General features: G+C 74.2%; 20 protein-coding genes. 9 read left to right on the top strand and 11 right to left on the bottom strand.

The features are described from left to right. Positions 1–12: 12 nt before the first annotated feature. Genes B0I33_RS17805 through B0I33_RS17830 form a run of 6 tightly spaced genes read right to left on the bottom strand, consistent with a single transcriptional unit; the run spans position 13 to position 6,060 of the window. Complete coding sequence (locus B0I33_RS17805) at positions 13–2,097, bottom strand: xanthine dehydrogenase family protein molybdopterin-binding subunit (RefSeq protein WP_106179932.1); 2,085 nt, start codon at positions 2,095–2,097, stop codon at positions 13–15. Further along, positions 2,094–3,095: an FAD binding domain-containing protein gene (locus B0I33_RS17810; RefSeq protein ID WP_106179933.1), complete on the bottom strand. Its 1,002-nt coding sequence runs from the start codon at positions 3,093–3,095 to the stop codon at positions 2,094–2,096. Before B0I33_RS17810 ends, B0I33_RS17805 begins: the two co-directional genes overlap by 4 nt. After that, positions 3,092–3,625 carry a 2Fe-2S iron-sulfur cluster-binding protein gene (locus B0I33_RS17815; protein WP_106179934.1) on the bottom strand — a complete coding sequence of 178 codons (534 nt, stop codon included), beginning with the start codon at positions 3,623–3,625 and terminating at the stop codon, positions 3,092–3,094. Before B0I33_RS17815 ends, B0I33_RS17810 begins: the two co-directional genes overlap by 4 nt. Positions 3,626–3,634: 9 nt before the next feature. Beyond that, positions 3,635–4,591 carry a TIGR03557 family F420-dependent LLM class oxidoreductase gene (locus tag B0I33_RS17820; protein ID WP_106180167.1) on the bottom strand — a complete coding sequence of 319 codons (957 nt, stop codon included), beginning with the start codon at positions 4,589–4,591 and terminating at the stop codon, positions 3,635–3,637. Between the two features lie 58 nt (positions 4,592–4,649). Beyond that, positions 4,650–5,441: a SigB/SigF/SigG family RNA polymerase sigma factor gene (locus B0I33_RS17825; protein ID WP_106179935.1), complete on the bottom strand. Its 792-nt coding sequence runs from the start codon at positions 5,439–5,441 to the stop codon at positions 4,650–4,652. A gap of 52 nt (positions 5,442–5,493) precedes the next feature. Then, positions 5,494–6,060 (bottom strand): hypothetical protein, encoded by a 567-nt coding sequence (locus B0I33_RS17830; RefSeq protein ID WP_106179936.1) that lies wholly within the window; start codon positions 6,058–6,060, stop codon positions 5,494–5,496. Positions 6,061–6,402: 342 nt separating this feature from the next. Here B0I33_RS17830 and B0I33_RS17835 point away from each other — a divergent pair, with 342 nt between their 5' ends. Beyond that, positions 6,403–6,765: an anti-sigma factor antagonist gene (locus B0I33_RS17835; RefSeq protein WP_106179937.1), complete on the top strand. Its 363-nt coding sequence runs from the start codon at positions 6,403–6,405 to the stop codon at positions 6,763–6,765. A gap of 19 nt (positions 6,766–6,784) precedes the next feature. On the opposite strand, the gene B0I33_RS17840 is transcribed toward B0I33_RS17835, so the two are convergent. Then, the gene (locus B0I33_RS17840; RefSeq protein WP_106179938.1) at positions 6,785–7,939 is read right to left on the bottom strand and encodes a mechanosensitive ion channel family protein; all 1,155 of its coding nucleotides are present in this window, start codon (positions 7,937–7,939) and stop codon (positions 6,785–6,787) included. Positions 7,940–8,013: 74 nt separating this feature from the next. Next, entirely contained in the window at positions 8,014–8,559 is a 546-nt protein-coding gene (locus tag B0I33_RS17845; protein WP_106180168.1) for a CGNR zinc finger domain-containing protein, read from the bottom strand. Positions 8,560–8,609: 50 nt separating this feature from the next. Here B0I33_RS17845 and B0I33_RS17850 point away from each other — a divergent pair, with 50 nt between their 5' ends. Further along, positions 8,610–9,443, top strand: a complete 834-nt coding sequence (locus B0I33_RS17850; RefSeq protein WP_106179939.1) for an alpha/beta fold hydrolase — start codon at positions 8,610–8,612, stop codon at positions 9,441–9,443. Between the two features lies 1 nt (position 9,444). On the opposite strand, the gene B0I33_RS17855 is transcribed toward B0I33_RS17850, so the two are convergent. Next, the gene (locus B0I33_RS17855; protein ID WP_181193341.1) at positions 9,445–10,050 is read right to left on the bottom strand and encodes a CYTH domain-containing protein; all 606 of its coding nucleotides are present in this window, start codon (positions 10,048–10,050) and stop codon (positions 9,445–9,447) included. Between the two features lie 96 nt (positions 10,051–10,146). Here B0I33_RS17855 and B0I33_RS17860 point away from each other — a divergent pair, with 96 nt between their 5' ends. Beyond that, positions 10,147–10,758: an ArsR/SmtB family transcription factor gene (locus B0I33_RS17860; RefSeq protein ID WP_181193342.1), complete on the top strand. Its 612-nt coding sequence runs from the start codon at positions 10,147–10,149 to the stop codon at positions 10,756–10,758. Positions 10,759–10,786: 28 nt separating this feature from the next. On the opposite strand, the gene B0I33_RS17865 is transcribed toward B0I33_RS17860, so the two are convergent. Then, on the bottom strand, positions 10,787–12,580 hold the full coding sequence (locus B0I33_RS17865) for an AMP-dependent synthetase/ligase (protein WP_106179941.1): 1,794 nt from the start codon (positions 12,578–12,580) through the stop codon (positions 10,787–10,789). Positions 12,581–12,779: 199 nt separating this feature from the next. Here B0I33_RS17865 and B0I33_RS17870 point away from each other — a divergent pair, with 199 nt between their 5' ends. Genes B0I33_RS17870 through B0I33_RS17895 form a run of 6 tightly spaced genes read left to right on the top strand, consistent with a single transcriptional unit; the run spans position 12,780 to position 19,445 of the window. Then, positions 12,780–13,346 carry a YbaB/EbfC family nucleoid-associated protein gene (locus tag B0I33_RS17870; RefSeq protein WP_106179942.1) on the top strand — a complete coding sequence of 189 codons (567 nt, stop codon included), beginning with the start codon at positions 12,780–12,782 and terminating at the stop codon, positions 13,344–13,346. Between the two features lie 35 nt (positions 13,347–13,381). Continuing rightward, a complete protein-coding gene (locus B0I33_RS17875; RefSeq protein WP_106179943.1) occupies positions 13,382–13,687 on the top strand; it encodes a type VII secretion target in 306 nt (101 codons plus the stop codon). Next, positions 13,687–17,733: a hypothetical protein gene (locus B0I33_RS29990; RefSeq protein ID WP_181193343.1), complete on the top strand. Its 4,047-nt coding sequence runs from the start codon at positions 13,687–13,689 to the stop codon at positions 17,731–17,733. Before B0I33_RS17875 ends, B0I33_RS29990 begins: the two co-directional genes overlap by 1 nt. Further along, positions 17,684–18,178 carry a hypothetical protein gene (locus tag B0I33_RS17885; RefSeq protein ID WP_106179945.1) on the top strand — a complete coding sequence of 165 codons (495 nt, stop codon included), beginning with the start codon at positions 17,684–17,686 and terminating at the stop codon, positions 18,176–18,178. Before B0I33_RS29990 ends, B0I33_RS17885 begins: the two co-directional genes overlap by 50 nt. Continuing rightward, positions 18,175–18,624 (top strand): hypothetical protein, encoded by a 450-nt coding sequence (locus tag B0I33_RS17890; RefSeq protein ID WP_106179946.1) that lies wholly within the window; start codon positions 18,175–18,177, stop codon positions 18,622–18,624. The genes B0I33_RS17885 and B0I33_RS17890 overlap by 4 nt, the downstream gene beginning before the upstream one ends. Further along, positions 18,621–19,445 (top strand): ferredoxin, encoded by an 825-nt coding sequence (locus tag B0I33_RS17895; protein WP_106179947.1) that lies wholly within the window; start codon positions 18,621–18,623, stop codon positions 19,443–19,445. Before B0I33_RS17890 ends, B0I33_RS17895 begins: the two co-directional genes overlap by 4 nt. Here the strand turns inward: B0I33_RS17895 and pepE are convergent. Then, positions 19,432–20,166 (bottom strand): dipeptidase PepE, encoded by a 735-nt coding sequence (gene pepE / locus B0I33_RS17900; protein ID WP_106179948.1) that lies wholly within the window; start codon positions 20,164–20,166, stop codon positions 19,432–19,434. The genes B0I33_RS17895 and pepE overlap by 14 nt on opposite strands. Between the last annotated feature and the right edge of the window lie 202 nt (positions 20,167–20,368).

The following is a 20,368-nucleotide window of genomic DNA, read 5'->3' on the forward strand; positions in this document are numbered from 1 at the left end:
CGCGCTTCCCTTCTACTCGCAGAACTTGTCGGGCGTCATCGGCAGGTCACGCACCCGCGCTCCGGTCGCGTGGTGCGCGGCGTTGGCGATCGCCGCCGCCGTGCCGACGATCCCGATCTCGCCGATTCCCTTGGTGCCCATGGGATTGACGTACGGGTCGTGCTCGTCGCGCCAGTACGCCTCGACCGACCGGACATCGGCGCACGTCGCGATGTGGTACTCGGCGAGGTCGTGGTTGACCACGAAACCGAACCGGTCGTCGAACACGCTCTCCTCGTGCAACGCCATCGACAGTCCCATCGTCATCCCGCCGGTCAGCTGCGACCGCGCGGTCCTGGGGTTGACGATCCGCCCGGCGGCGAAAACCCCCAGCAGGCGGGGAACCCGGATCTCGCCGGTGTCCGCGTGCACCCGGACCTCGGCGAACTGCGCGCCGAACGCGCGCATCGCGTACCGCTGTGCGAACGGGTTCTCCGCGGTGCTCGCCGTGTGCTCGTCGCCGGGACCGGCGTCCGGGCCGTACTTCTCGCGGAACGAGCGCGCGGCCGCCACGATCGCCGAGCCCCAGTTGGTGGTGCCCGACGAACCGCCGGCCACGGGTGCCTCGGGCAGGTCGGTGTCCCCGATGTGCAGGTGCACGTCCTCGGCGGGCACGCCGAGCGCGTCGGCCGCGATCTGGGTCAGCGCCGTCCACGCGCCGGTGCCGATGTCGACGGCCCCGATCAGCACCTCGTACCGGCCGTCCGGGCTGATCCGCACCGTCGCCGTCGTGCCGGGGGAGGCGTGCACCGGGTAGGTGGACGACGCGACGCCCGTGCCGACCCACCAGCCGTCCTCGAGCCGCGCGCGCGGCCGCGGGTCGCGCCGCCGCCAGCCGAACCGGTCGGCGCCCTCGCGCAGGCAGCCGACCAGGTCCCGGCTGGAGAACGGCAGCCCGGTCTCCGGGTCGGTCTCCGGCTCGTTGCGGATCCGCAGCTCGACCGGATCGATGTCGCACGCCTGGGCGAGCTCGTCCATCGCCACCTCGGGGCCGAACATGCCGGGGCACTCGCCCGGCGCGCGCATCCACGACGGCACGGGCACGTCGAGGGCGGCCAGCCGGTGGGTGGTCCTGCGGTTCGGGGCCGCGTACACCTTCCTCGCCGGCACCCCCGTCTGCTCGGCGAACTCCTTGATCCGTGCGGTCTGCTCGACGACGTCCACGGACAGGGCGGTGAGCCTGCCGTCCGGATCGGCGCCGAGCCCGACCCGCTGCACGGTGGGCGTGCGGTAGCCGACGAGGGAGAACATCTGCTGCCGGGTGAGGGCCAGCTTCACCGGTCTGCCCGCGGTGCGCTTCGCCGCCAGCGCGGCCAGCACGAGGTGCGCGTGCGCCGTGCCCTTCGACCCGAAGCCGCCGCCGACGTAGGGGGCCACGACCCGCACGACCCCGGGGTCGAGACCGAGCACGGGGGCCACCGACTCGCGCATGGCGTGCACCCCCTGCGTCGAGTCGTACAGCGTCAGGCCGTCGTCGTCCCACACGGCGACGGTGGTGTGCGGCTCCATCGGGTTGTTGTGGGTCATCGCGGTGGTGTACGTGGCCACCACGGTCCGCTCCGCGTCGCGCAGCGCGGTTCCCACGTCGCCGTCGGAGGTGTCGGTCGGCAGGCTCGGGTTGACCACCTCGGGCCGGTAGAGATCCGTGCGGTCGGCGGAGAACACGCAGTCGTGCTCGGCGCGCTCGTACTCGATGCGGACCAGCCCGGCCGCCTGCCGTGCCACCTCCGGTGTCTCCGCCACCACGGCGCCGACCAGCTGGCCGCGGAAGGCCACGTCGGGCGACTGCAGGATCTCCAGCTCCGGGTCGATTCCCCGCTCGAGGTGGGGCGCGTTCTCGGGGGTCAGGACGGTGAGCACCCCGTCCAGGGCGAGCGCCGCTCCGGTGTGGATCGCCGTCACCCGGCCGCGCGCGATCGTCGCCTGTACCGGGTGGACGTAGGCGGGCTCGCGCACCGGCTGCTCGTAGGCGTACGGGGCCCGCCCGGTCACTTTCGCGGGGCCATCGACCCGGACCGGTGACCGGCCGACGGCCGAGGGGCGCAGCAGGCCGGTCATCGCGGTTCCTCCCCGGTGAGCCCGGCCAGCACCGACACGATCGTGTTCCGGGCCATGGGCACTTTGAAACGGTTGTCCCGCAACGGTTGCGCGTCGGCGAGCTCGGCCTCGGCGGCGGCCCGGAACTCGGCGCGGTCCGGCGGCCTGCCCCGCAGCGCCGCCTCGGCCAGGGTGGCCCGCCACGGCTTGTGCGCGACGCCGCCGAGGGCGATCCGCACGTCACCGATCACGTCGCCGGTGAGCTCCACCGCGGCGGCCACCGAGACGAGCGCGAACGCGTAGGACGCGCGGTCGCGCACCTTGCGGTAGCGGGAACGGGCCGCCATCGGCAGCGGTGGCAGGTCGACGGCGGTGATCAGATCGCCGTGCCCCAGCACGGTGTCCCACTCGGGATGCTCACCGGGCAGCCGGTGCAGCTCGGCCGCCGGGATCGCGCGCTCACCGTGCCCATCGCGGGGGCCGCGGACCCGCACCACCGCGTCCAGCGCGGTCAGCGCCACGGCCAGGTCGGAGGGGTGGACCGCCACGCAGTGCGGCGAGGCGCCGAGGATCGCGTGGTAGCGGTGGTAGCCCTCGCGGGCCGAGCAGCCCTCGCCGGGCCGGCGCTTGTTGCACGGGGTGGTGACGTCCTGGAAGTACCCGCAGCGGGTGCGCTGCAGCAGGTTGCCGCCGGTGGTCGCGAGGTTGCGCAGCTGGCCCGAGGCGCCCGAGAGCAGGGCCTCCGCCAGCACCGGGTAGCGCGTGCGCACCCGTTCGTCGGCGGCGAGGTCGCTGTTGCGCACGCCCGCGCCGATGCGCAGCCCGCCGCCCGGCAGCGGGTCGACGGAGTCGAACGGCAGCCGCGTGACGTCGACGAGCAGATCGGGCTCGGCCACGCCGAGCTTCATGTGGTCGACGAGGTTGGTGCCGCCGCCGAGGAACGCGGCCCCCGGGTTGCCCGCGACCGCGGCCACGGCGGTCTCCGCGTCGCCGGCCCTGCGGTAGTCGAACGGGATCACGTCCGCCTCCCCTCGGCCACGCCGAGGATGGCCGCCACGATGCCGGGATACGCGCCGCAGCGGCACAGGTTGCCGCTCATCCGCTCGCGGATCTCCGCCTCGTCGAGCGCGGGCCGCTCCGCGACGTCCGGGGTGACCGCGCTCGGCCAGCCCGCCTCGGCCTCGGCGAGCATCCCGGCGGCCGAGCAGATCTGCCCCGGCGTGCAGTAGCCGCACTGGAACCCGTCGTGCTCCAGGAACGCGCGGTGCAGCGGGTGCGCAGGTTCGGCGCCGACACCGCCGTCACCCGCGCCGAGCCCGGCGCTGGTGGTGATCTCGGCGCCGTCGTGCGCCACCGCGAACGCGAGGCAGGTCGTGGCCCGCCGCCCGTCGAGCAGCACCGTGCAGGTGCCGCACTGGCCGTGGTCGCAGCCCTTCTTGGGGGACGTCACGCCGAGCCGGTCGCGCAGGGCGTCCAGCAGGGTCACGCGGGTGTCGACGGTCAGTGCCCGCCGCTCGCCGTCGACGGTGAGGGTGATGTCGGCATCCATGGCGCCTCGCTAGCTCGCGCGGATCTTCGGCAGGACGTGCTCGGACCAGGCGGCGAAGAAGTCGTCCTGCCGCTCGCCCATCTGCTGTACGTAGATCTCGTCGAAGCCCGCGTCGAGGTACTGCCGCACCTGGTCGAGGTGCCGCTGCGGGTCGGGGCCGCAGGCGAACCGCTCGCGCAGCATGTCCTCGGTGACCACGCTCGCGGCCTGTTCGAAGTCGCGCGGCCGCGGCAGCGTGGAGGGCAGGGCTCCGGGCAGTACCTCGTTGGGCCACAACCGGTGCGCGGTGGCGGCTCCCTCGGCCTCGGTGTCCGCCCAGCACACCTTCATCCCGCCCTGCGCGGGGCCCGTTCCGCCCGCCTCGCGGAACTCGCGGACCAGCTCGGCGTCGGGCACGACGGTGCAGAATCCGTCGCCGTAGCGGCCCGCGACCCGGGCGGCGCGGGGGCCGAACGCGGCCACGTTGATGGGCACGGGTTCGTCCGGCAGCGTGTACACGCGTGCGTGCTCGACGGTGAAGTGCTCGCCGCGGTAGCTGACCTCGCCGCCCCGGTGCAGCGCACGGATGATGTCGATCGCCTCGGTGAGCATGTCGATCCGCTCGGCGGGCGGGGGCCAGCGCTCGCCGGTGATGTGCTCGTTGAGCGCCTCGCCCGTGCCGACGCCGAGGGTGAACCCGCCGCGGCACTGCACGCCCGCGGTCGCGGCGGCCTGCGCGATCACCGCGGGGTGGGTACGGATGAGGGGACACGTCACGGCGGTGGTGACGGGCAGCGAGGTCGCCTCGGACAGCGCCCCGAGCACGGACCAGACGAACGGGCTGTGGCCCTGCGCGCCGGTCCACGGGTGATAGTGGTCGGAGATCCACAGCCGCTCGAAGCCGGCTCGCTCGGCCGCCTTCGCCTGCCGGACCAGTTCGTGCGGGCCGAACGATTCGGAGGCCAGGAAGTAGCCGATGCTCACCATGCCCGCCGCGTACCCGGGGCCGTACCGCGCCAAACGACGGGCCCGCGCGCCGACGCGGTCACTCGGTCAGCTCGCTGCGCAGTTGTTCGAGGGTCCGCGCGAGCAACCGGGACACGTGCATCTGCGAGATCCCGACGCGCTCGGCGATCTGGGTCTGCGTCATGTTCCCGAAGAACCGCAGCATCAGCACGCGCCGCTCCCGCTCGGGGAGTGAGGCCAGCAGCGGCTGCAGCGACTCGTGGTACTCGACGTTCTCCATCTCGGTGTCGTCCTCGCCGACCGTCTCGGTGAGCGGCAGGGCACCGTCGTCGTCGTGCGCCGCGTCCATGGAGACCGACTGGTAGGCGTTGCCCGCGAGCAGGCCGTCGGACACGTCGTCGGTGGTGAGCTCCAGCTCGGCGGCGAGTTCGCTCGGCGTGGGGGCCCTGCCGAGCCGCTGGGCGAGCCTGCCGCTGGCCTGGCTCAGCGCGAGGTGCAACTCCTTGAGCCTGCGCGGTACGCGCACGGCCCAGCTGGAGTCCCGGAAGTGCCTGCGTACCTCGCCCATGATGGTCGGGACGGCGAACGCGACGAACTCGGTGCCGCGCCGGGGGTCGAACCGGTCCACCGCGTTGAGCAGTCCGAGGCGCGCGACCTGCACCAGGTCGTCCCTGGGTTCGCCGCGGCCGACGAACCGGCGGGCGATGTGCTCGGCGAGGGGCAGGCAGCGGGTGACGATCTCCTCGCGCAGCTTGCCGTACCGCGGGTCGTCCGGGTCGAGCTCGGCCAGGTCCTTGAACAGCGGCGCCACGTCCTCGTAGCCGCCGTCCTGATCGACCTGTTCGGTGGGCGGGTGCTGCTGCGGCGTCACGGCAAGGGCTACCCTCCGCCGGGCGGCCTCACACGCCCGATCGTGGCTGGTCTCATGCGCCGCCCCGGTCGAGTTCGGTCACCGCGCGGCGGACCGCGGCGGCGACGTCCGGGTGGCTGAGGGGAGTCGGCCGGCCGATGTGGTCCCGGGCGATCACGCGCACGGCGACACCCGCCGACTCCAGTTCGCGTGTCCGCAGCGATTCCTGCTCCCGGCGGCGATTGTCCGGAATGGCCGTTCCGCTGCCGGGGCCGGCTTCGGTCTCCTCCGGATCGACGAACAGGACGGATCGCACGGTGTCGGTGTGCCGGCACGCCAGGTCGAGTGTCTCCAGGCCGGCCCGTCCACTGGTGACCAGATCGATCGGCGAGCCGAGCCCGTCCGGGTCGGCGAGCAGCTCGTCCGCCTCGGTGAGGGCGCCGTCGGCGCGGACGCGGCACCAGGCGACCTGCCGGTCGGCGACCAGGTCCGCCCAGGCCGGCGGTACGTCCGCGGGCTTCAGTTCGTCCGCGGGATCCAGCACGAACAGGACCGGGGAGCCGGTCGTGCCCGACCACAGCAGCGCCGGTCCCCCGGCCCGCGGGTCGCTGTCGTATCCGGTCGGTCCTGGAGCGACCATGCTGACTCCTTCCGCCTCGGTCTGCCGTCGAGGGGATACCCATCCAGCGCGCGCACCATGCACGGCGGCCACCGTTGGTAAGGAGTCCACAAAGGACTTACACGTTCGGGTATTACCTTTGTGCGCTGGTCTTGCCACCGCTGAGTGGAAGCGCGTACCGTACCGGTGGTGGTTGAGTCAACAGCCGCGCCGGAGAGTGCCGGTCGCGGCGCCGGGTCGCCGGGACTCCCGGGGACGGATCCGCATACGCATGCTCGACCCGCGGTGTCCCAGCCGGCCTCCCGCGCCGTTCCACGTCAACGGGAAGGCGGCAGGACAGTGGAACACCTGACGAGCACGGACATGGAAATCGAGGTCGAGCACCGGCCTGCCGGGCTCGTGGTCACCCACGTCGCCGGGGAGGTCGACATCGTGGCCGCGCCCGCCCTGCGGGACTGCGTGGACGAGCAGCTCGAACAGGTCAGCTCGCTCGTACTCGACCTGGGGGCCACCAGCTTCTTCGGAGCCGCGGGAATCTCGGTGCTGGTGCACACGTCGGCCGCGGCGGAACGCCACGCGGTGTCCTGGGCGCTCAACTGCCCGCATCCCGTGCTGCGCCCGCTGCACATCACCGGCCTGGACCGGACCCTGCCGGTCTACGAGGACCTGGACGAGGCCATCGCCGCGGTCAGCGACCCCCATCCCAGCGTTCCCTCACCGCGCTGACCCGCACTGACCTGCGGCGTCACGGTTCCGGGGGCCCGTTGAACGCCCGCTCCCTCGCGCGGCCGTCCGGGCTGCCGCCGAACAGGCCGGTGTAGTCCTGGCCCCCCGCGCCGTCGCCACCGTCCCGGGCGGCGAGCACGGGGGCCAGCCGCTCGGTGCGCACGTGCGGCAGCGCGTACGGATGCCGCGCGCGCACCCACTCGACCAGGCGCTCCCGCACCAGGCAGCGCAGGTCCCACAGGGTCGGCGCGTCGACCGCGCTGACCAGCGCCCTGACCCGGACGAGGGTGTTGACGGCGTCGGTCACCTGCAGCACGCTGACCCGGCCGTCCCACAGGTCCGTGGCCGCCAGGATCGCGGTCAGCTCGTCGCGCATGTCCGGGACCGGGGTCGTCCAGTCGACGTCGAGCTCCACGGTGCCGAGCAGCGCGGCGTCCCGCCGGGTCCAGTTCTCGAACGGCTTGGACATGAACTGCGAGGTGGGGATCACCAGCCGCCGGTCGTCCCAGATGTGCACCACCAGGTACGTCAGCGTGATGTCCTCGACCCGGCCCCACTCGCCCTCGACGATCACCACGTCGTCGAGCCGGATGGCGTCGCTGAACGCGATCTGCAACCCCGCGAAGACGTTGCCGAGCAGCGACTGCGCGGCGAGCGCGGCCACCGCACCGATGACCCCGGCCGACGCGAGCAGGCTGGTGCCCGCCGTCCGCGCCGCGGGGAACGTCATGAGCATCGCGGCGAGGGCCAGCACGGCGACCGCGGCGACGGTCACCCGGCGCAGCAGCGTGATCTGCGTCTGCACGCGCCGCGCGTGCCGGTTGTCCCGGACGTCCACCCGCAGCTTGGACAGCGTCGTCTGCTCGGCGGCGACCAGCACCGCGCCGAACAGCCACGCGGCCGTCGCGATGAGCGCGAGGATCGCCGTGTGCGCGATGACGTCCCGCCAGGTTCCCGCGGGCAGCGCGAGCACCACGGTGGCCCGGAGGATGAGCACGGCGCCGAGCCAGCGCAGCGGCCTGCTCGCGTGCTCGGCGAGTTCCGCGGGCAGCGGAGACCGCCTGCCGAGCCTGCGCAGCGTCCTGCGCAGCACTCGTTCCGCGACCAGGAACAGGGCGAACGCGACCACCGCGACGGCGCCCGCCCAGCCGATCCGCATCCAGGCATCCGGCATCGCAGCGTGTTCCTCCCTCGGTCCGCGTGGAAGTCCCCGGGGAAGGTGCCCGGCCCCGCGCGGCCGGTAAACACCTACGGGTGATCGCCGGTGCGCCGCGCGCGGTAGGCGCGCATCTTGTGGCGGGCGCCGCAGATGTCCATGCTGCACCACACGCTGTTGGCGGCGGGCGAGCGATCGTGGAAGACCCAGCGGCAGTCCGGGTTGCGGCAGACCTTGAGCCGGGCGAGCGTTCCGGTGACACCCGCGGTGAACAGGATCCGCAGCAGCGAGGCCAGGACCGCGTCGGACCCGTCGGTGTGCCGGGGGCGCAGCACCGGCTCGCCGTGCCGCGTCCACCGTGGCCCCGTGAGGGTTCGCTCGGCGAGCCGGTCGAGGACGGCCGCCGCCGCTGCCGTCGCCGTTCCGCCGAGCACGTCCCGGATCGCCTCCCTGGCCTCGGCGAGCCTGGCCAGCTCGGCCTCGTCCGGCTCGACCCGGCCGAGCGCGTGCTCCCGCAGCCACGCGGTGGCCCCTCCTGGCGTGGCGAACGCGTCCTCGTCGTACAGGAACCGGGCCGAGTTGCAGAAGTCCTCGAGCCGGCGGAGCTCGCCGGGAGCGGCGGCGCGGGCGAACGGCATGGCGTCCATGTTACCGTCTGAGGGCATTAGCTGGTAACCAGGGAGGGACGATGCACGGCTGGGAGCTTCCCGAGCGGTTCGAGACCGGGGCCGGGGTGGTGCGCTGGGCGCGGTGGGGATCGGGGCCGCCGGTGGTGCTGCTGCACGGCACGCCGTTCTCCTCGCTGGTCTGGCGGGACGTGGGCCGGGCGCTGGCGAGCGGGCACGAGGTGTACGTGTGGGACATGCCGGGCTACGGCCGGTCGGAGATGCGGCAGGGCCAGGACGTCTCCCTGCGCGTCCAGGGGGAGCTCTTCGCGGCCCTGCTCGACCACTGGGGGCTGGCCGCTCCCGCGGTGGTGGCGCACGACTTCGGTGGCGCCGTGGCCCTGCGCGCGCACCTGCTGCACGGGGCGCGCTACGCCCGGCTCGCGCTGGTCGACGCGGTCACGCTGGCGCCGTGGGGCTCCCCGTTCTTCCGGCTGGTCGCCGAGCACGCGGAGGTCTTCGAGCGGTTGCCACCGCACCTGCACCGCGCGCTGGTGCGGGAGTACGTCGCCTCGGCCAGCGCGCGGGGACTGCGGCCGGGTGTGCTCGACGCGCTCGTCGCGCCCTGGCTGGGCGAGCCGGGGCAGGCGGCGTTCTACCGGCAGATCGCGCAGGCCGACCAGCGGTACACCGACGAGATCGAGGACCGTTACCCCGACCTCGACCTGCCGGTGCTCGTCTGCTGGGGCGAGGACGACACGTGGCTGCCCCCCGACCGGGGGCGCAGGCTCGCGGAGCGGATTCCCGGCGCGCGGCTGCGGCTGCTGCCCGGCGCGGGGCACCTCGTGCAGGAGGACGCGCCGGCCGCGCTGACCGGTGCGCTCGTGGACTTCCTGCGGCCGGGCTCCGGAGGGTGAGTCAGTCGAGTCCGGGGCGGTTGCGGAGGGCGCGGCGCAGCTTGGACGGCCAGGCCGCGGGCTGCAGTCCGGCGTGCCGGGACGCCTCGCCGAGCACGTCGAGCAGGTCCTCCCCGGCCGCGCTCTCGAGCTCGATCTCGATCTCCCGCCACGTGTCGAGACCCGCGGCCTCGCCGGAGGCCTCGGCGGTGACGTGGTCGTCGGTGAGTGTTGCGAGTGGACGGTCGTCGGCGTCGAGCAGGGGGTAGGAGTAGCGCGTGCTGCGGATGCGGGCGATCGGGGTGAGCTCGTGCTCGCCCGCCAGGTGCCGGATGCGCTCCCGCAGCGCACCGGGAACGGGCTCGGTCGGTTGCCCGAGCGGTTCGGTGACCTCATCCCGGTGGCCGTCGGCGCGAGGCAGCTTCAGATGCCAGCCCGCGTCGTGGCCGCCGGTGCGGCGGCGCAGGGTGACGCGGGCTCTGGTGAGCCGGTAGTCCGCCGTGTCGAAGTAGGTGGCCTCCAGGACCGACTTCACCGGGTCACCCTGCCGCGCCACCGGGCCGACGCCGTCCAGGCGCGGCACGGGCCGGTCCAGGTCCAGCTCGAACTTCAGCTCACGCTCGATCATGTGCCGCCATGATACCCAGGACGGCGTGCACCGGCCGGGTAACCGACAAGAACCCATTTCTTGACAAGTTGAGTTGTCGGTGACACCGTGGGAACCATGCAGGATGTGGCGGTGATCGACGACCCCGAAGCGGCCGAGGCGTCCCTGGATCCGGTGCGGGCCCGGCTGCTCGCGGAGCTTGTGGAGCCGGGATCGGCCACCACGCTCTCCCAGCGCGTCGGCCTGCCCCGGCAGAAGATCAACTACCACCTCCGCGCGCTGGAGCGGCACGGTCTGGTCGAGCTGGTCGAGGAGCGGCGCAAGGGCAACGTCACCGAGCGGATCATGCGGGCGACGGCGGGCTCCTACGTCATCTCGCCGCAGGTCCTCGGCGACGTGCAGCCGGACCCGCGGCGCGCGCCGGACCGGCTGTCGGCACGCTGGCTGCTGGCACTGGCGGCCCGGCTGGTGCGCGACGTCGGCGAGCTGGTCACCGGAGCCGCCCGTGCCCGCAGGCGGCTCGCCACGTTCGCCCTCGACGGCGAGATCCGCTTCGCGTCCGCCGGGGACCGGGCCGCCTTCGCCGAGGAACTGGCGAGCGCGGTCGCCTCCCTCGTGGCGAAGTACCACGACGAGACGGCGGTCGCCGGCCGGGACCACCGCCTGGTCGTCGCGGTGCACCCCACGCCCTCCCGCGAGCCGGAGACCGCCGCCGACGCTCGTGAGTGAAGAACGTGGTTCTCACCACGGAGAACACTCACGAGCCGGCGTAGAGCGCCTCGATCTCCGCGTGGTACTTCTCCGCGATCGGCTTGCGCTTGAGCTTCATCGTCGGCGTGATCTCGGCGCCGCCCGGCTCCCAGAACTCCGGCAGGATCCGGAAATTCTTGATCTGCTCCACCCGGGCGAGCTTCTCGTTCGCCGCCTTGATGCCGGACTCGACGGCCGCGCGCACACCGGGGTCCTCGGCCAGCGCCCCCGGGGAGGCGTCGGCGAGGCCGTGCTCCGCCGCGTAGGCCGCGGCGGCGTCCGGGTCGAGGGTCAGCAGCGCCACCACGTACGGCCGGTCGTCGCCAACCGCCACCACCGATCCGGCCAGCGGGCACGAGACCTTCACGGTGTTCTCGATGTTGGCGGGGGAGAGGTTCTTGCCGGACGCGTTGATGATCAGTTCCTTCTTGCGGTCGACGATGCGCACGAACCCGTCAGCGTCGATGGTCGCGACGTCGCCCGTGTGCAGCCAGCCGTCGGCGTCGATGGTCTCGGCCGTCTTCTCCGGCTGGTTGCGGTAGCCCTTCATCACCAGGGGCCCGCGCACGAGCAGTTCGCCGTCGTCGGCGAGGGCGATCTCCACCCCGCGCAGGGGCTTGCCCACCGTGCCGATGCGGAACGCGCCGGGCCGGTTCGCGACGGTCGCCGCGGACGTCTCCGACATGCCCCACAGCTCGTACACCGGGATGCCGAGGCCGAGCACCCACTCCAGTGCCTCCGGCGCGATCGCGGCCGCGCCCGACGCGGCGAACCGGACCCGGTCCAGGCCCAGCCTGGCGCGCAGTTTCCCGAGCACGAGCCGGTCGGCGAGCCGGTGCTGTGCGCGCAGGGCGGCGGGCACGGGCCTGCCCGCCGACTCCAGGCGGACCTTGCGGATGCCCACGTCGATGGCCCACTCCGCCAGCCGCCGTTTCGTGCCGTTCGGCTCGGCGGCCAGCGCCGCCTCGATCGCGGCCTTGAGCTTGTACCAGACCTGCGGCACCGCGCCGAAGAACGTCGGCCGGGTCTCGGGCAGCGCGGCGATCATCTGCTTCGCGTCGGGCACAGTGGTGATCCGCAGGCCGGTCACCAGGTTCTGGTAGTGGGCGCCCCACCGGTTGGCGACGTGCGCGTCGGGCAGGTACGACACGACGCTGTCCACGCCGGAGACCGGCGCGAGGTCGAACGTCGCGGCGAGTTCGGCCAGCATGTTCGCGTGCGTCAGCTCCACGCCCTTGGGCGGGCCGGTGGTGCCGGACGTGTAGATGACGGTGAGCACGTCCTCCGGTCCCACGGCGCGCCACGTCGCGTCGAAGTCGAACCCGGGCGCCGGTGTCTCCTCCAGCGCGGTGAGGGTGAGCGTGCCGTCCGGCGCCGGGTCCTGCGCGTCGACGCACACGATGTGCTCGACCGCCGTGCCCTCCCTGGCCACGCGCAGCTTGCCGAGGAACTGCTCCTCGCAGACCACCACGCGGGCGCCGGAGTCCCGCAGCACGTAGGCGACCTGCTCGGCGGCGAGCGTGTTGTAGATCGAGAACGGCGTCGCACCCGCGTGCAGCGCGCCGGTGTCGGCGAGGTGGAACTCGGGCCGGTTGGTGAGCATGAGCGCGACGGTGTCTCCGGGCCGCACGCCGAGCCCGGCCAGGCCGGTCGCGATGGCGCGCACCCGCCGCGCGTACTGCTCCCAGGTCACGCGCACGCGGTCGCCGGGGGTGCGCAGCGCGACCGCCCCGGGCGCACGCGCCGCGGTCCGCTGGAACGCCTCGCACAGGCTGCGGTTCTGCAGGATGTCCACGGTCATCTCCGAACTCCGCTGGTCGGCCGGATGCGGACCAGGGTGAGCCGCGCCACGTCTATTGTCAAGCTGTCAATAGTGGGCGCCCCGGACGGTGCCCCGGTCTTCCGCGCGGCTCCGTCTGGTGGAAAGCTGGAACGGCGCGGAACCGGTCGCGTCCGCGCGGCGTCCCTGTGGTGACGTCAGGCCGAACTGGGGGAGCGCGATGCCGGACACCACCGACGCCAGCGAGCGGATGATCGACGAGTGGACCCGGACCGTCCAGCAGCGCGCCGAGCGGTACCAGGCGATGGCGGCGAAGGTCGAGACGCTGTCGATCACCGAGCGCTCGCGCGACGGGCTCGTCGAGGTGACCGTCGACGCCAAGGGCCTGCTCACCGGCGTCACGATCGCCGAGAGCGCCCAGGGCAGGCGGATGGCGGAGATCTCCCAGCTGATCATGCGCACCGTGCGGGCCGCGCAGGCGCGGCTGCCGGAACTGCTGCAGCAGGCCATGGCCGAGACGATCGGCACCGAGGACCAGGCCGCCAACAAGATCTTCGAGGACGCGCGCAGGCAGTTCCCCGCGCCGCCGGAGGACGAGCAGGCTCCGGAGGAGCCGCGGCGCGAGATGAGCTTCGGCCCCGAGGACGACGAGCCGCCCGCGCCACCACCCCCGCAGAACCCGCAGCCACCACCCCCGCGGAACTCGCCGCCGCCACGGGAGCGACCGCGCGGGCGCTCCCGCGACGACGACGAGGATGACTTCGGCGGGCGCTCGATCCTGTCCTGACGCCGTCTCGGCGACGGCCGGCCTGGGGGTACGACATGACACACGGTGGTTTCGAGGTCGACGGCGACCTGGACGCGCATGCGGGGCAGCTCGACGACTGCACGGGCATGCTGCGGCAGGCGGCCGACGCCGCGCGGCAGGTCAGCATGCCGACCGACGCGTACGGCATTCTCTGCCAGCCGTTCCGGATGCTGCTCGACCCGGTGGAGCAGTACGGGATCGACGCGCTGGACGAGGCGGTCACCGCCATGGAGGCGGCCGCGGACAAGGTGCGCACGGCCGCGCGCCGGTACCGCGGCACCGAAGAGGGTTTCCGCTCGGCGCTGCGGGCGGGTGAGTGATGCCCGAGGGCAACCCGCTCGTCGCCGACGCGCCGCGGGACGGTGACGGCCCAGGGCCGCTGACGGAGGGCAACGGCGAGCACGGCTGGGCCGGTGGCATCGGCATCGCCGAGTCGGCGATCGACGCGTACAACGGCATCTCCTCCGGCAACTGGGTCGAAGGCGGGCTCGGCGCGCTCGGTCTCGCCGCCGAGGGAGCGGCCGCGGCCATCGACCCGTTCGGCTGGCTCCTGTCGTCGGTCGCGTCGTTCCTCATGGAGCACGTGCAGCCGCTGAAGGACATGCTCGACTCCGTGGCCGGCGATCCGCCGGTGATCCAGTCGTACTCCGAGACCTGGAGCAACGTCTCGGCGCACCTGGAGGAGACCAGGGCGACGTTCGACAGCGCCGTCCGGAACGGCACCACGGGGTGGCAGGGCGACGCCGCCGACGCCTACCGCCGCTCCTGCTCCGAGCAGGCCGAGGCGATCGGCGGCGCGGCGACGGTCGCGGGAGCGATCAGCACCGTCGTGATGATCATGGGCGAGGTGGTCGCCTTCGTCCGCGAGACCGTGCGCGACCTCATCGCCGACCTGGTGGGCAAGCTGATCTCGTGGGTGCTGGAGACCGTATGCACGCTGGGTTTCGGCACGCCCGTGGTCGTGGCCCAGGCGGTGACCGCGATCTCCAAGTGGGCCACCAGGATCGCCGAACTGCTGCGGAAGCTGATCGAGACGATCCGCAAGGTCTCGCCGCTGCTCGGCAAGCTGGCCGATGTCTTCGCGAGCATCATCAAGGTCTGCGGCAAGATCGCGGGCAAGGTCACCGGGCTCGACGTGATCAGCACCCGGAACATCACGCCGGGCGGGTTCTTCCAGCGAGGCGGTCCCGATGTGCCGTCACCCGGCGGGGGCGGCACTCCCGGCGGTGGCGGCGGCACCTCCGGTGGGAGCGGCGGCTCCGGTGCTACCAGCCGTTCGGACGGTGGCGGTCCGGGTCCCTCCGGGGGATCGGGAGGCACTCCGGACACCGGGGCAGCAGGCGCGCCGTCCGGAACGGAAAGGCCGGCGGCGGTGCGGGACGGCGGTGCGGGAACTCCTTCCGGCACGAGCACCGAAGCGGGTTCCTCCGGCCAGTACACAGTGGACAGCACGCCTGCCCGGGGCGACTCCGGTGCTCCGGGCACGACGCCCCGGACGAGCCCCGACGCGCCCCCGGCCACGGCTCCGCACGGTCCGGGCCCGGTGCGGAGCGACCCGCCCACGTCCGCACCGGCCGGCGGCGGCCACCCCGGCAGCGGTGGCGACTCCGGTGGCGCGCCGCCGAGGGCACCGTCCGGCGGCGGCCAGCCGCACGGTGGCGCCGACCAGGGCGGCGCGCCCGGGGCCACCCCGTCTGGTGGCGGGCACGTCCCGTCTGGTGGCGGGCACGCCCCGTCTGGTGGCGGGCACGCCCCGTCTGGTGGCGGGCACGCCCCGTCCGGTGGCGCGCACACCCCGTCCGGTGGCGGGCATCCGCCCGCGGGGGGTGGCCAGCCGGGTGGCCCGTCTCCCGCGGATCCCGGCGGACCCCGTCCCGCCGGGCCGCAGCCCGACACCACCTCCGCGAGCGCGACGGCACCACCGGCCGCGGCCGCCGCACCTCGGGCGGGCGATCCGGCACCGGCCGGGGTGCCGCCACAGCGGGGGCCCGAGGGCGGCCCCACAGGCACCGCACCGCAACAGAACCAGCCGCCGGCCGCGGGCGCGGCTCCCGCCGCCGGTGGTGGCGGCCCGGCCGCGGGAACCGCGCCGGGCGGGCGTCCCGGTGGCGGCGGCGCCTGGTCCGGCACTCCGGGCGCACCCGCGCCACGCACCCCGGACCCGGCCGTGCCCAGGGGCGGCCACCCCGCCCCGGCCCGGCCGCAGGACCCGCCGGGAGCGCGCCCCGGCACGGGGCCTTCCGGCGCCGCGCCGCATCCCGCACCGCGCGGCCTCGCGCCGTCGCCGCACGGACCGGGCGGTCCTGGCCCGTGGCGACCGGGCGGTTTCCCGCACGCGCCCGGGCAGCCGCCCGCCCCGGCCCCCGCGTTCGGCCCCGGTGCCCCGCATGGGCCCGGCGGCCCACCCGGACCGGGCGGCCCACCCGGACCGGGCGGCCCACCCGGACCGGGCGGCCCACCCCGGGCGGGCGGCCCGGCGCAAGGTCCTGGCCACGGCCCTGGCGGTCCCGGCGACCGGCCCGGTGGTGGCCCCGGTGGGGAAGGACACCACCGGTCCGAACCGGACGGACACCGCCCCGGACCAGGCGACCCCGGACCCGCGCACCCCGCGCCGGAACGGCTCACGCCGGACGAGGTGAACCAGCACCACGCCGAACGCACCCCGGCGGGCACGTCGTACCACCGCGGCGACGGGGAACTGGGCGACCTGCCGCAGCGGGTGCGGCCCGACCCGGACGGCCGGTACACAGTGGACGTCCACGTCACACCGGACGGCCATGCCCGGATCGGCGACCGGCTCTACACGCCGGAGGAGTTCGCGGACGTCCTGCGCCGCAACGGTGACTACGACGGGCGCCCGATCCGCCTCATCGGCTGCGACGCGGGATCCAACGACTTCGCCCGGCGGCTGTCCACCGAGCTGGACACCGAGGTGCTCGCACCGAGCAAGCCCGCGTGGACCGACTCGCGGGGCCGGGTGTTCTCGTCCGACTACGAGGTGGGCCCCGACGGCCGGATGCGGCCGAGGATCCCGCCGAACGGCGAGTGGGAGGTGCACCGCCCCGACGGCTCAGCCTCCCGGGCGGGAGACGACGGCTTCACCCCGGACACCGCGGATGCCGACAAGCGCGACGTCGACGGTGCGGACGCGCAGGCCCGGGGCCGGGAGTTCCCTTCGCCGCAGGAGCACGACTGGCGGGAACCGTCGTACACACCGCCTGCCCGCCCGGTCACGGTCGCCCCCGGGGAGCGGTTCTTCGACCCCGCCAACCCCCGGCAGCTGGACCCGGAGACCAAGTACGAGGTCACCGACGGAACCGGCAGGCGGACGACGGTCTACACGGACGACTCGCGGCCGCCGAACATCACCCACGTCGACGCCGAGGTGCCCAACGTCCGGGTCGGCAGCGACCCGCACCAGCCGGTCGGCAACCCCGACACCGACCACCTGCTGCCCGGCGTCGACTACCGGGTGGACACCGGCGAGGGCGTGTTCGAGTTCCGGACCGGCCCCGACGGCAGGCCGGTGCTCGACCTGGACGACTTCGACCCGCCGTCCGACCCGCCGCCGCGCCGGATGCCCCCGGTCGAGGGCTGGGACCCGAGCGCCCGGGGCGACGGTCCGTTCAGCAACAGGCCGCGGGAGGAGCTCCAGCCGAACGCACGGTACGACGTGTACTCGACCGGCGCCGACGGCGGCCGGGTGTGGCACGGCACCTTCTACACCGACTCGGACGTGCCGCCGAAGTTCACGCACATCGAGACGTGGCCCGACCACGAGCGGGGCCGAGTCAACCCGGAGACGGGCGACCGCACGACCATGCACGACCGGCACGACGGGCGCCCGGACGGGCTCCCGCTGCCCGGCGTGAAGTACAAGATCGGCGACATGGTCTACCACGCCGACCCGCACGGCAACGCCGCGGTGTCCTTCGAACCCGACTACAGCAGCCCCGCGGGCAGGCGCGTCGACACCTCGGTGCAGCGGCGCGTCGGGCACATCGGGCAGGCCGACCATCCCCAGGCGGGTGCCTTCCGCGGCGGGCACACCGCCGACCACGCGGCGGGCGGCGGCCAGGGCAGGCTCGCGATGTTCCCGCAGCCGTACCGGCAGAACCACCTGGTCGGCAACCCGGACAACTGGGCCCAGATGGAGACCGACCGCCGCACCATCGAACGGCACGGTGCGGACAATGGCAGAGTGCGCGTGTGGAACGACGCACCCTCGGTCGGTGAGACCCCGGACCGTACCCACGTGCTCTCCGAACGGAGAGCGCCCGACGGCAGCGTGACGCACAACTACAGGAGCTTCGTCAATGTCCCCAACCCAGCCCCGCCCGTCCGGCCCTCCGACGGGGACTCCTGAGGACGATCCGGCCGACGCCCTGCTCCGCCGGATCGGCGCCCAGCTGATCGCCGTCGCCCCGGAAGGCTGGCGGCGGATCGACTTCACCGCCACGATGGCCACGATGGTGGAGGACTTCGCGCTGACCGTCGTCCTGCCGGACGGCGGCACGCCGCCCGTCGACCCCCCGCCCGGCATCAAGCCGGACTTGATGGACCTGCGGCACCGCATGTACGAGCCGGGCCGGGGCACCTGGCTGTCGTTGCGGCTCGTCATCGACCCGCCCGGCTCCTACGTCGTCGACTTCAACTTCGACCTGGACCCGCGGTGGGACCCGCCGGTGCCCGACGTCGTCTTCCAACGTGACTTCGAGGCCTACCCGCGCGACCCGGCGCACGTCCCCGGATGGCTGCGCGAGCGGCTGGCCGGCGGTGCCGGTGACGGGGAGAGGAGCCCGCGCCCGTGAGCGGCCCGGCACCCTTCGGCGACGCGGACCAGGAACGCCTCCTGCGGCTGCTGCACGACGAGCTCCGGAGGTCGCTTCCGGCAGGCTGGGAGTACGCCCAGGTCAAGCACCGGGCGATCGGCCGCCACGCCGAGACGGCGGCGATCGTGCAGTCGGTGGCCGGGCCGCTGCTGCCGTGGCGGGCCCCGGAGCGGGTCACCGAGCTGTTCGGCGAGCTGAGGGCGGCATCGGCCACTTCGGACGGTGGCACGTGGCTGAGCGCGGTACTGGAGCTGCGGCAGTCCGGGGGCTTCCGGGCCCGCTTCGACGGCACCGGTGAGCCGGACTTCCGTGCCGGGCCGCCGCCCGAGGCCTTCGCCGAGGAACTGCGGCTGTTCCCCCGCGCCGAGGAGCACGTGCCCGGGTGGCTGCGGCGCCGCGCGGACGAGGCGGGGGAGGGCCGTTGACCCGGCCGCCGGAACCGCTGACCGCCGAGGCGCGACAGCATCTCGTCGGGCAGGTGGGGCACGCGCTCGCCGCGGCCGCACCCCGTGGCTGGCGCCTGCTGCGCGCCGAGTACCGCGCGGTGGGCAGGCACGTCGAGGCCGACCTGCTGGTCACCGGACCCGACCGGGTGGCCCGCCCGGTGCGGCCGCCCGAGCCCGCCATGCGCCTGCTGGCGACCCTGCGGGCCGGCATGTACGAACCGGGCCGGGGCACCTGGCTGTCCGCCGTGCTCGAATTCGCCCCCGGGGACGAGCCGAGGGCGGAGTTCTCGGTGGACGCCGAGCCCCGGTGGCGGCGCGTGCCGCCACCCGTGGGCTTCGCCGACGAGCTGCGCTTCTTCCCCCGCGCCGCCGAGTTCGTGCCCGGCTGGCTGCGCACGCGCGCCGGGCTGCCCGAACCTGCGCCTCCCGCCGGGCGCCTGCGCACGCCGCGGCTGTACGACGGGCTCGACCCGGCGGGCAGGCCCGTCACCACGCGCGGGCCGCTGCACCCGGCCGAGCGGGACCGCGTGCTCGGCTACCTGGAGGGCGCGCCGGTGGTGCTGGCCGCCCGCGGGTTCGGCGACGACGTGTTCGACCCGGACCGGCCCGCCTCGGTGCCGCTGACCTTCCGCACCGACGGCACGTGGGTGTGGCCGGGCGCGGTCGCCTACTACCTGCGCGAGCACGAGCTGGCGCCGGACCCGGACCTGCTGTCCCACATCCGCGCCCTGGACTTCCGACTGCCCGAAGTGGACGAACCGATCCGCGAGCTGGCCGTCGCCACCGTCACCGGGCAGTAGCCCGCCCTGGCCCGCCACCCGGCTCGCGCAGCAGCTCGCCGAGGTCGGCACCGGTGGGCACCTCGGCCGGGGCCCGGCCCCGCCGGAACAGCCGCGCCCCCGCGGCCGCCCCGCCCAGCGCCAGCCGGTCACCGTCCCGCTCCAGCCACGTGCCCTCGCGCAGCCCGAGCACCGGCACGTCGTCCTCCTCGAGGAACTGCAGCAGCCGTTCCTCCCTGGTCTCGCCCATATGCGTGCTGGCGGGATCCGGGTCCAGGTAGTGCGGATTGAGCTGGAACGGCACCAGCCCGAGCGCGTCGAACGTCGGCGGGCGCACGATCGGCATGTCGTTGGTGGTCCGGATCGTCGGGCAGGCGACGTTCGTGCCCGCGCTGGACCCGGCGTAGCGCAGGCCGTCCGCGATCCGCTCCCGCAGCGAGCGGACCAGATCCCGCGCGTACAGCTCGCGCAGCAGCCGGAACGTGTTGCCGCCGCCGACGAACACCGCCCCGGCCGAGTCCAGCAGGTCCTCGGGCCTGCCGCGGTGCGCACCGGTGACCTCGACCCCGTACGGTGCGAGCGCACCGGCGACCACCGCGGTGTACCCGTCGTGGTCCGCGAGCGCGAACGGGACGAACACCAGCCTGCGCACCCCGTCGAGGAAGGGGCCGAGCGCGCTCGCCGCGTGCTCCAGGAAGCCCTGGCCGGGCGCGGCCGAGTTGGACAGCAGCAGCAGACGCACGACCAGTACCTATCACGGCCGCGGGTCCGTGGCGCCGTCCGGCCCCGCGGCCGTGCGGTGACGAGAACGTTGATCCACCTGTTGTTCGGCCGGCGTCGACGGGCAGCGCCTTCGCCAGCAGCGTCAGCGGGATCGCCAGCAGGGCGGGCGGCGGCGGTCCCAGCACGAACCCGATGTTGGGCACGTAGGCCGAACACCGAGG

The sequence above is a fragment of the Prauserella shujinwangii genome (assembly GCF_003001955.1).
In the GTDB taxonomy this organism is placed as follows: Bacteria; Actinomycetota; Actinomycetes; order Mycobacteriales; family Pseudonocardiaceae; genus Qaidamihabitans; species Qaidamihabitans shujinwangii.

What these genes read in the sequence shown, in the direction of transcription:
- B0I33_RS17805 (WP_106179932.1), bottom strand. Translation starts at nt 2,097, where the DNA reads ATGACCGGCCTGCTGCGCCCCTCGGCCGTCGGCCGGTCACCGGTCCGG.
- B0I33_RS17815 (WP_106179934.1), bottom strand. Translation starts at nt 3,625, where the DNA reads ATGGATGCCGACATCACCCTCACCGTCGACGGCGAGCGGCGGGCACTG.
- B0I33_RS17820 (WP_106180167.1), bottom strand. Translation starts at nt 4,591, where the DNA reads ATGGTGAGCATCGGCTACTTCCTGGCCTCCGAATCGTTCGGCCCGCAC.
- B0I33_RS17830 (WP_106179936.1), bottom strand. Translation starts at nt 6,060, where the DNA reads ATGGTCGCTCCAGGACCGACCGGATACGACAGCGACCCGCGGGCCGGG.
- B0I33_RS17835 (WP_106179937.1), top strand. Translation starts at nt 6,403, where the DNA reads ATGGAAATCGAGGTCGAGCACCGGCCTGCCGGGCTCGTGGTCACCCAC.
- B0I33_RS17840 (WP_106179938.1), bottom strand. Translation starts at nt 7,939, where the DNA reads ATGCCGGATGCCTGGATGCGGATCGGCTGGGCGGGCGCCGTCGCGGTG.
- B0I33_RS17845 (WP_106180168.1), bottom strand. Translation starts at nt 8,559, where the DNA reads ATGCCGTTCGCCCGCGCCGCCGCTCCCGGCGAGCTCCGCCGGCTCGAG.
- B0I33_RS17850 (WP_106179939.1), top strand. Translation starts at nt 8,610, where the DNA reads ATGCACGGCTGGGAGCTTCCCGAGCGGTTCGAGACCGGGGCCGGGGTG.
- B0I33_RS17855 (WP_181193341.1), bottom strand. Translation starts at nt 10,050, where the DNA reads ATGATCGAGCGTGAGCTGAAGTTCGAGCTGGACCTGGACCGGCCCGTG.
- B0I33_RS17860 (WP_181193342.1), top strand. Translation starts at nt 10,147, where the DNA reads ATGCAGGATGTGGCGGTGATCGACGACCCCGAAGCGGCCGAGGCGTCC.
- B0I33_RS17865 (WP_106179941.1), bottom strand. Translation starts at nt 12,580, where the DNA reads ATGACCGTGGACATCCTGCAGAACCGCAGCCTGTGCGAGGCGTTCCAG.
- B0I33_RS17870 (WP_106179942.1), top strand. Translation starts at nt 12,780, where the DNA reads ATGCCGGACACCACCGACGCCAGCGAGCGGATGATCGACGAGTGGACC.
- B0I33_RS17875 (WP_106179943.1), top strand. Translation starts at nt 13,382, where the DNA reads ATGACACACGGTGGTTTCGAGGTCGACGGCGACCTGGACGCGCATGCG.
- B0I33_RS29990 (WP_181193343.1), top strand. Translation starts at nt 13,687, where the DNA reads ATGCCCGAGGGCAACCCGCTCGTCGCCGACGCGCCGCGGGACGGTGAC.
- B0I33_RS17885 (WP_106179945.1), top strand. Translation starts at nt 17,684, where the DNA reads ATGTCCCCAACCCAGCCCCGCCCGTCCGGCCCTCCGACGGGGACTCCT.